The sequence below is a fragment of the Actinomycetota bacterium genome, assembly GCA_035540895.1.
GTDB lineage: Bacteria > Actinomycetota > JAICYB01 > JAICYB01 > JAICYB01 > DATLFR01.
On record DATLFR010000110.1, the window covers coordinates 1 to 9396 of the forward strand.

General features: G+C 68.7%; 7 protein-coding genes. 1 reads left to right on the forward strand and 6 read right to left on the reverse strand.

Annotation, left to right across the window (positions count from 1 at the left end; translation table 11 throughout):
- On the forward strand, positions 1–1365 hold a 1365-nt coding region (locus VM840_06330), incomplete at its 5' end, for a hypothetical protein (protein ID HVL81192.1).
- Here the strand turns inward: VM840_06330 and VM840_06335 are convergent.
- From VM840_06335 to VM840_06360, 6 genes are all read right to left on the reverse strand, one after another.
- A complete protein-coding gene (locus VM840_06335; GenBank protein HVL81193.1) occupies positions 1362–2327 on the reverse strand; it encodes a hypothetical protein in 966 nt (321 codons plus the stop codon). The two genes, VM840_06330 and VM840_06335, sit on opposite strands and share 4 nt — an antisense overlap.
- Positions 2324–2755, reverse strand: a complete 432-nt coding sequence (locus VM840_06340; protein HVL81194.1) for a hypothetical protein — start codon at positions 2753–2755, stop codon at positions 2324–2326. The genes VM840_06335 and VM840_06340 overlap by 4 nt, the downstream gene beginning before the upstream one ends.
- A gap of 58 nt (positions 2756–2813) precedes the next feature.
- Positions 2814–3323 (reverse strand): cupredoxin domain-containing protein, encoded by a 510-nt coding sequence (locus VM840_06345; GenBank protein ID HVL81195.1) that lies wholly within the window; start codon positions 3321–3323, stop codon positions 2814–2816.
- Positions 3320–6358, reverse strand: coding sequence for an MFS transporter (locus VM840_06350; GenBank protein HVL81196.1), 3039 nt, complete (start codon positions 6356–6358; stop codon positions 3320–3322). The genes VM840_06345 and VM840_06350 overlap by 4 nt, the downstream gene beginning before the upstream one ends.
- Positions 6355–8682, reverse strand: a complete 2328-nt coding sequence (locus tag VM840_06355) for an ABC transporter permease (protein ID HVL81197.1) — start codon at positions 8680–8682, stop codon at positions 6355–6357. Before VM840_06355 ends, VM840_06350 begins: the two co-directional genes overlap by 4 nt.
- Positions 8679–9396 (reverse strand): hypothetical protein (locus tag VM840_06360; protein HVL81198.1); only part of this gene is annotated, 718 nt, incomplete at its 5' end. The genes VM840_06355 and VM840_06360, both read right to left, overlap by 4 nt.

Here is a 9396-nt window from a genome sequence, read left to right on the forward strand (position 1 = left end):
GGCACGCCCCCGCGCCAGACCGAGGACCCTCTCTCACCCCCCTGCGTCGCGTTCTTCGACGGTAACAACGGCGGAGCGACCGCGAAGGGGGTCTCGAAGGACGAGATCCGGGTCGTCCTGGTCACGATGGCGGGCCAGGACAGCCGCCGGGAGAGGACCTTCGTCGACTGCAGCGTCCCTCCCCAGCCGAGCGACTCCGGCAACGACCACGCTTGTCACGCGTTCGCGCGGTACTTCGAGCAGAGGTACCAGACGTACAACCGGCGCGTTCAGGTGTGGAACTACTACGCGGTCTCGAGCAACACGGTCTGGTCCCAGGTGGTGGCGGACATCGACGAGAAGCAGCCGTTCGCCATCGTCGCCGTCGCCGGGCAGAACTCGGGAGCCTCGATCGCGAACCATGCCTACCAGCGAGGGATCCTGACGGCGATGTACCAGGGGACGAGGCGCGAGAGCTACGCGAAGGGGAAGCCGTACTACATCGGGTTCCGCCCTGACATGGACTCGCAGGCGGCGTTGGCCGCCTCGTTCATCTGCATCAAGCTCAAGGACGGGCCGGCCCGCTTCGCCGGGGACGTCACCTGGAGGTCCCGTCCGCGGAGGTTCGGGATCTTCTATCAGGCGGACACCGTCCAGCCCGCGATGCTCAGGGACGAGCTGCGGAAGCAGTGCGATATCGAGATCGCCAAGGAGTCCAACGCGAACTCGGCCACGACGGCGGGGGCCGAGATGCGGTCCGCGGAGATAACGACGGCGATCCTCTACGCCTCGAGCCCGATCGTCCCCATGCAGTCGGCGACGAACGCAGGGTGGTTCCCCGAGTGGGTGGTCCCGGGTCAGCCCTACCACAGCGGCATCGACACCAACCGGCAGGGGCGGCTCGCCGACCCCAACCAATGGCGGTCGGTGATCGGGCTCACACCGGACTACCGCCGCGACGAGCTCGTCGAGCAGCACTGGTACCGGGCGTACCGGGAAGGATGTCCGGACTGCCCGGCTCCCAGCACCGTGAACGACCCGTACGTGTACGACGCGTTCTCGATGCTGTTCTACGGGATCCAGGCGTCCGGACCGCGCCTGTCCGCAGACAACGTCTCGAAGGGCATCGCCGCGATACCGGCGAACCGCAGCGCCTCTCCCTACAAGCCGGCGGCCTACTTCGAGCCGGGCAACTACTCCTACGTGAAGGACGCTGCGGCCATCTGGTGGGACCCACAGGGGCAGGCCCCCGGTGATGGTCAGATGGGGTGCTACCGCTTGGTCGGGGGTGGACAACGGTACCGGGTCGGTGAGTGGCCGTCCGGGGATGCGGACCTGGGGAACCGGTCCGACCCCTGCCAGGGCAACGCGTCGGTCCTGGGCTAGCTCGGGAGGCCCATGAGCGGGGTCCAGGCGGCGCCCGGTCCGGCCTGGAGGAGGGCCGCGCCGAGCGCGGCGATCGCCGGGGCGAGCTCCACCGGGGTCGCCCCGTCCGGCCGCTGGATCTCTATCTCCTCCTCGGCCCAGAACCGGTACGTCTCGGCGAACCGCCGTCCCTCCGGTGCCTTCAGGATGTTGACGAGCGTCCGAGACCCGGCCCGCTCCAGCTGGGTGTAGAGCTCCTCGTACAGCTCGCGGCCGCGCGGTGGTAGCTCGATGAGCCGCTCGACACGCCCGATGTGGGTCGGCTTCCCCCATATCGAGATGTACTCGAAGAACGGGCGGAGCTGGTCGAAGGTGACGGTCACCGCGTTGGGGTCGTACGCATCGGGGACGCGGTCGTACCGCTTCCCGTCCTCGAGGTGCTCCGGGAACTTGTCGTCGCGCGGCATGTAGTAGAGCGCGCGGATGTTGTACTCCTTGAACGTCAGCTTCAGGATCTCTGGGAGCTGCTCGGGGAACCGGACCCGCTCGAGGAGGAAGGACGCGGCGAGCGGCACGGGCTGAGCGCGCTCGCCGCCGAACTCGGGGGGCGCACCCAGCGGGTCGACCACCCAGCCGCCCGTCATCAGCTCGGCGAAGGCCTCGTTCCCGGCAACGAGGCTCGGGGGCAGCCAGGAGCTGTCCTGCAGCTGGAGGTAGCGGGCGTCGTCGTACACGACCTCCCGGTAGACGGGGGAGCCGTCGAGCGAGATCTGCGCCTCGTAGCGGTAGTCGTCCTCCACCCGGCCCTCCATGGACACGGTGCGCCCGGCCACGACCAGCTGGTACTCGAAGCGTCGGGCAGCGAGCGACGTCTTCTGCGCGATGGCGGGGAGGTCGTCGAGGAGGACGGACTCGTCCGCCGACGTCATCTGGCACCCGGTGAGGAGCACCAGCAGGAACGCGACGAGCGCCCGGGCCCTCACGGCCTCACCCTCTCGAGGGCCTCCCGGACGAGGGTGCGTCCGGCGGTGCCTTCCGCGGGGACCCCCACCAGGACCATGTGCAGGCCGCGGAACCACATGTAGTAGGTCTGCCGGTTCCCCGACGACACGTACACGGTGTCGGTGCCCATCCTCCGCGTCCGCGGCGCGCCGAGCTGGGCGGCCACCTTCAGCTGGAAGTCGGCGTCGCTCGTCTGCGCGTCGGGCGTGAACCTCGCCACCTCCACCGTCGCCCGGAGCCGGTCGCCCTCCCTCAGGCTGTAGAAGCGGACGTCGGAGACGTAGGCACGGTCTCCCGCCTCCTTCAGCGGGCCGCTGACGTCCTCCTCGCCGGCGCTGAGCCCGCCCAGCTCGGGCGGTACGACCCCGTCGGGGACCCGCACCTTGCTCCCGGACAGCGGGACCTGCACGGGCTCGTCACCGCAGCCCGTCGACAGCACCAGCAGTGCCGCCAGCGCGAGTGCGACCCTACTCAGCGCGGACCTCCAGCTGACCCTGGGCGAACGGACGCTCCTTGTCGTGGAACTGGAACTTCCCGGGCGTGTTCGCGACGTACTCCCACGATGCGCCGGGCGCGATCGGACCCGAGTCGAACGCACCCGGCGGGTCAGACGAGAAGGTGGCCGCCCTATCGGTCGTGTTGGTCACCTTGATGCGGGTCCCCCGGCTGACCGCCACCGCGAACGGATCGAAACCCTGTCCGCCGGCGACGATCTTGATCTCGTAGGTCCGCGCGGCGGGCGCCGGGGTGGGCTGAGCCTGCTGCGGCTTCGGCGTGGCTACCGCCGCTGCCGGAGGGGCGGTGGGAGCCGGGGTGGCCGCCGGGTCTTCGGGAGGCGCCTCCAGCTCGCCCAGCCTGTTCGCCGCCTGCTCCTCGCCCGTGCCCAGGTTCTCGAGGCTCCCTACCGACTCGTCGCTGCTGCACCCCGCGGCCAGCACCACGAGCACCACCGCCATCAACCTCAGTCTCCTCGTCATATGAGTACCCCGCTCCTCTTCACGGCTTCCTCGCTACCACCCAGGTAGGCCTCGACGACCTCGGGATGGTCCAGCACCTCGTCCGCTGGCCCGCGGACCACGACGCGCCCCAGCACCATCGCCAGCAGCTCGTCGGAGATCTTCTGTATCAGCTGCATGTCGTGCTCGATCACGAGCAGGCTGCATCCCGTCTCGATCCTTATCCGGCGCAGCAGCGGACCGAGGTTCTCCGCCTCCGCCTGCGCGATCCCGGTCGACGGCTCGTCGAGCAGCAGGACCCGGGGCTCCGCGGCGAGGACGCACGCCAGGTCGACGATGCGTCGGGAGCCGGTCGAGAGGTCGGAGACGAACTTGTCCCGGAAAGCGCCTAGTTCCAGCAGCTCGATCAGCCTGTCCGCACGGGCGCGGATCCGCGCCTCGCTGCGCCGTACGGACGGCAGCTGCAGCGCGGTCACGAACGGGTTGCGGACGTCCAGCTTCTTGTCGAGAGCGACGCAGACGGTCTCGAAGACGGTCAGGGAGCCGAACAGCTTCGCGTCCTGGAAACGCCGAACCAGCCCGAGCTTGCCCTCCTGGGCCGCGCTCATCTTCGTGATATCGACGCCGTCGTACATGATCCGCCCCGCGTCGGCGGGGAGGTAGCCCGAGATCACGTCGAACAGCGTGGTCTTCCCGGCGCCGTTCGGGCCGATCACACCGAGGGAGGCCCCCTCCTCGAGCGTGAAGGACACGTCGTCGAGCACCTTCTTGCCCCCGAACGACTTATGGACCCCCTCGAGCTCCAGGATCGGGCGGGCCTTGGGGGCGCTCGGTGCGGCGGTCGCCTCGGGACGACGTCCCGCGCCGAGAGCGGCCGATCCCTTCAGGTAGACCGCCCGCATGATGTCGGGCCGGCGGAGCAGCTCGGCTGTCTCCCCGTCGAACTTCACCTCTCCCTTCTCCATGAAGATCGCGCGCTCGGCTATGGACAGCGCGATGTTCACCGACTGTTCGACCAGGACGACGGTGGTCCCCTCGGCGTTGATCGCCTTCACGATGTCCAGGAGCTGACCGACGACGGCCGGTGCGAGCCCGAGCGAGAGCTCGTCGATCATCAGCAGCTTCGGCTTCCACAGGAAGGCCTGGGCGAGCCCGATCATCTGCTGCTCGCCGCCGGACAGCAGGCCCGCCTCTGCGTCCAGCCGCTCGCGCAGGACCGGGAAGAACTCGAAGATCTTCTCCCGGCGTTCCGCCAGCTCGGGTGTCTCGTCGAGCTCCAGCTGAGCGAGATCGAGGTTCTCCTTCACCGTGAGCGACGGGAACACCGCCCGGCCCCCGGGCATGTGGACGACGCCCAGCCGCGAGATGTCGAACGGCGGGAGCCGCGTGATGTCCCGGCCGTCCAGGAAGATGGCCCCGTTGTCCGCGGGCTGGATGCCGCTGATCGCCTTGAGGACCGTCGACTTGCCGGCCCCGTTCGTGCCGAGCAGGGCGACCATCTCTCCCTGGTCGATATCGATGTCCACGTTGAAGACCACCTGCACGCCGTCGTAGGCCACGTCCATGTCCCGGATGACGAGCAGCTTGACGCGCCCTTCCTTCAACGCGCGGTTGTACTCGTTGGTTGCGTTGGCGGCGGCGATGGCCGCCCGCTGGTCGATGTTGAAGTAGCGCACGGCGGACAGGTTTATGAGCCCGCCGACCAGCGCGAGGGGGCTGAAGATCATCAGCGAAGTGGTGAGCCCGTACGTGTCGGCCATGTACGCCGGGATGACCGCCAGCGGCGCCAGGGGGATGAAGATCAACCCGAGCACGCCGACGCCCTGTCCTCGCAGCCGGGGAGGGATCACGAGCGACGTGACCGCGTACTGGGCGGGGTCGAGGAGGCTGTCGATCGCGTTGATGAGGAAGCTGAGCACGAGGTAGAGGATCAGGCTCGGGAAGAGGAGCACGAATATCTTCGAGAAGGTCGAGGCGAAGCCGATCATCGCGGTGATGACCAGGATCTTCCCTGGGTTCCGCTTGATGAATATGTCGGCGAGGCCCCCGCCCGCCAGGAGCATGAACAGGCCCAGGATCGACCCAGGGATGCCGATCATCGATCTGGCGAACGGGCTGAGACGGAACTGCTCGACGAGCCAGAACTGCCAGAGCATCCCGAGACCGCTCGTGCTGATCATGATGACCGGGAGCGCGATGAGGATCCGCCGGAGCGTCTTGATGGCGAGGAGGATCCGCAGCGCCTCCCCCCACTTCACCGGGGGCTGCTCCTTCTCGGCGGACTCCTCGCTCTCGCCCGCCCGGAGCCTCTCCCAGTAGCCGCGGACCGGTTCGGGGAGTCCTAGGACCAGCAGTCCGCTGATGATCACCGGGATGGCGACCACCAACATCGCCTGCCTCCATCCGAACCTGAGTGCGATCAGCGGGGTGATGGGGAGGCTGAGGAAGCCCAGTATCTGTCCGGCCACCTTCTTCACCGAGACCGTCTTCGCCCGCGCCTCCACCGGGTAGTAGTCGTAGGCGAGCGACTGTCCCGGGACGTCGCCGAGCTTCTCCGACGCGCTGTCGAGCTGCCTCAGCACCGCGAACATGAGGAAACCCGGCGCGAAGGCCGAGAGCAGGGAACAGATACCGGACAGGACCGCGCTGATCCCGAGCATGTACGTCCGCCGGTAGCGGTCCGCCATCCAGCCGATGAGCGGACCGGTGAAGGCGAAGAGCATCCCGAACAGGCTCGAGGCCAGCGTGAGTTGGGTCAGGGTGATGTTGAAGTCGGCCCGGATCTCCGGCATGAACAGCGTCGGCACGTTCGAGTCGAAGCCCTGCACGAAGTCGATGAGGAACAGCACCATCAGGGGTCGCAGTCCGTACCGGGTCACGCGCAGCATCTTGAAGTCGGTCACGGCCTGGCCCATGATCGCCTTCGGCCCCCGCTTCATGGCGGACGCCATCTCCCGCACGATGTCCGCCTGTGCGCCGGTCCCCGTCGGCCCCGGTCCGGTGGCCGCCCCGCCCTCGGGGAGGGTGTCGCGCGTGTTGCGCGGTGGTTCGGTCATCTTCTCTCCTCGGTGGTGAGCTCGGGCGGCAGGGCGGGCTGAGCCCGCTCGGCCTGCGGCAGTTCGGTCGGCACGATCGGGCGCGGCGGAGGACGCTCCTCCCGCGGGCGCCGCGGCCGTGGGCCCTTGTACAGCTCGGTCACCATCGCGTAGCGACGGTCCATCGGCAGGACGTCCAGACCCCGCCCCTCCATGGGCGGCGCGAAGGAGGCCTTCCTCTTGGCGATGGCCTCCGGGTCGACGTCCTCGAACAGGCTCGGGACGATCATCCGGCGTCGCATCGCCACGATCTTCAGGATGGCGTCCCGGGCCCCGTACAGGAGCGCCGCCAGACCGCCGGGGCTCGCGAAGAGCAGGTAGAGCAGGCCGATGCTCGTACCGAGTCGCCGGAACTGCTCGTCGTCGATCAGGAACTGGGTCAGCCCGATGTAGGTCGCGCCCAGTAGCGCTCCGCTGACCGATGTGATCCCCCCGACCATGGCCATGATGAACATGTCGATCGACCTGTCGACGCCGAATGCGTTCGCGTCCAACGAGCGCTGGTGGTGCACGAGCAGCACGCCCGCTACCCCGGCGAGCGAGCCGGAGAGAGCGAACACGGCGAGGCGGGCGCGCGTGGCGTTTATGCCGAAGGGTTGGACGCCGAACGGGTCCTCGCGCAACGCGATCAGGACCCGGCCGGTCCGCCCGGCTCGCAACCTGCGCACGACGACGGCGGTGATCAGCGTGAAGGCCAGGCAGAGGTAGTAGTAGGCCCGCTCGCTGGACAGGCTGAGGAAGAGGAAGGTCGGCCTCTCTATATCGGTCGGGAACAACCACTCGAACCGGTCCGAGTCGAGCAGGAGCTTGCTCGCGGCCACCGCGAAACCCAGGGTGGAGACGGCCAGGAACGGTCCGCGCAGGCGCAGGGCCGGCTGGCCGACCGCGGCGGCGAACCCGGCCGTGAGGGCGGCGGCCACGGGGAGGGCCAGCCAGAACGGGAGCCCCACGTCCGCCGTCAGCTTCCCGCCGGCCAGCGCGCCGACGGCCACGAACGCGAACTGGCCGAGGCTGACCTGACCTCCCCACCCGGTGAGGATGACGAGCGAGAGGGCGACGATCGCGTATATCGCGATGAGGGAGGCCAGGTTCACGCGGCTGGGCGAGAAGGCCTGGGGGAAGACGAGGAGCGCGATGGCGATGAGCGCGAAGATCCCCCGCCGTAGACGCCGGATCCCTGGGAGGGCGAGCATCTCGGGCGGGGTGGGACGGATCTCGCGCGACGCTGCCCATGAGGCGGAGGCTCCCTCGTTGGCCCTCGAGAACCCCGTCTTCTGCAGCAGCAGGCCTCCCAGGACGACGGTGAGGACGACGGCCAGGACGAGGGCCGGCTCGGAGTAGGACCAGTTGAGGGACTCCTCGACGATGCCGAGAGCGAGCGCAGCGGTGATCGTCACCGGGAGGCTTCGCATCCGGCCGAGGACCGCGGCAGCGAGCGGGTAGAGCAGGGCCTCCGCGGACGCGGCCGGGCTCCCGCCAGCCCCCGCGAACTGGACCGTCATGCCCAACAGCATCGCGGACAGCCCCGAGCAGAACCCGGCGATCCCCCAGACCAGCGTCGACAGCAGACGGACGTTGATGCCGAGCATGAGGGCCCGGTCGGCGTTCTCGGCCGTCCCCCGGACCGCCGCCCCGTACCTGGTGCGGGTGAGGAACCAACCGAGGCCCGCGAAGACGGCGACCGTGCTCGCCAACGCGAACAGGTGGCCGAAGCCGAACTTGAACGGGTCCAGGGAGATCTGGAGGTCGGAGAACGGGACGGGGAGCTTCCCCTCGATCCTCTTCTGCAGGTACTGCGGTCCCCGGTTCCAGATGGGGATGGCCTCGATGTAGCCGGGCAAGGGGAGCAGGACGGGGGTCATGACGACCGTGACGACCGTCAGGACGAGCCTGGGTGAGTTGAAGAAGCGGCGGACGAAGGCGAGCTCGATGAGCATCCCTACTCCCGTGGAGATGAGCAGGGCGATGAACAGGACGATGACGAACGGGAAGGTGCCGAACCCCTCGACCCCGACCGCGGCGAGGTTGAAGGCGAGGTTGGCGGCGACGCCCCCCATCACGACCTGTGCGAAGTTCACGATCCGCGTGTTGCGCCATATGAGGACGAGTGCGGCGGCCAGCAGGGCCGTCCGGGACCCCCGGATCAGACCCTGCACCTGCACCCCGAGGGGAGCGCCGTCCGGGAGCAGGTACGTGCATACGAGGAGGGTGGCCGCCACCGCGGCCACTGAGATGATCGCGTTGCGCCGCTTGCTGCCGGGCGGGAGCAGCTCCTTCAGGTTCACTTCGCCTCCGGGTCGGGCTTGGGCTTGATGCTGCCGAAGCCGGTGGTGATGTCATAGCCGTACGTCGTCGGGACCTGGTCTGTCTCGGTCTCGGAGAAGCGGAAGGTGTCGCGCACGACGAGGCCGCCGTGCTGGGTGGCGACGACGTACTCCATCTCGTAGCGGACCGTCTCCCGCGGCGACTGGAGGGTCCAGGTCCCCTTCACGAGCCACCCGTGCACGACCTCGTCGCAGCCGAGCACCTCTTCCTTCTTCTCGACCCTGCCCTGCACGACCATCGTCGTCTGCGTCCGCGGGTCGAAGCCGAGCCCCGTCACCTCCATGTTCTCGGCGACCGGGAGAGGGAACACGGTCACTGGGGTGAGCGGCTCGAAGGTCACCGGCCCGCCCTTCTGGTGGCGGACCAGCTTCGACAGACCGATGGACTCACCCGGCGTGACGGCGTAGCTGAGCTCGGCCCGCCGGCGTCCGATGGTCTGGTCCACCGTGAACCGCGACCGCTCCCCGTCCATCTGGAGCCCGAACACGCGCCGGCTGGTCATGCCCTCCACGGGCTGCTTGAAGTCGGCCAAGCCCGTGATCTGCACGTGGATCTCGCCCTTCTGCTTGAACAGGTAGACACCCTGCTCGACCGGCCGGCGGACGTTCGCGGAGATCGGCTCGACGGCGAACGTCCCGGGTCCCGGCTCGGGGCACGGGTCCGGGGGCGGAGCC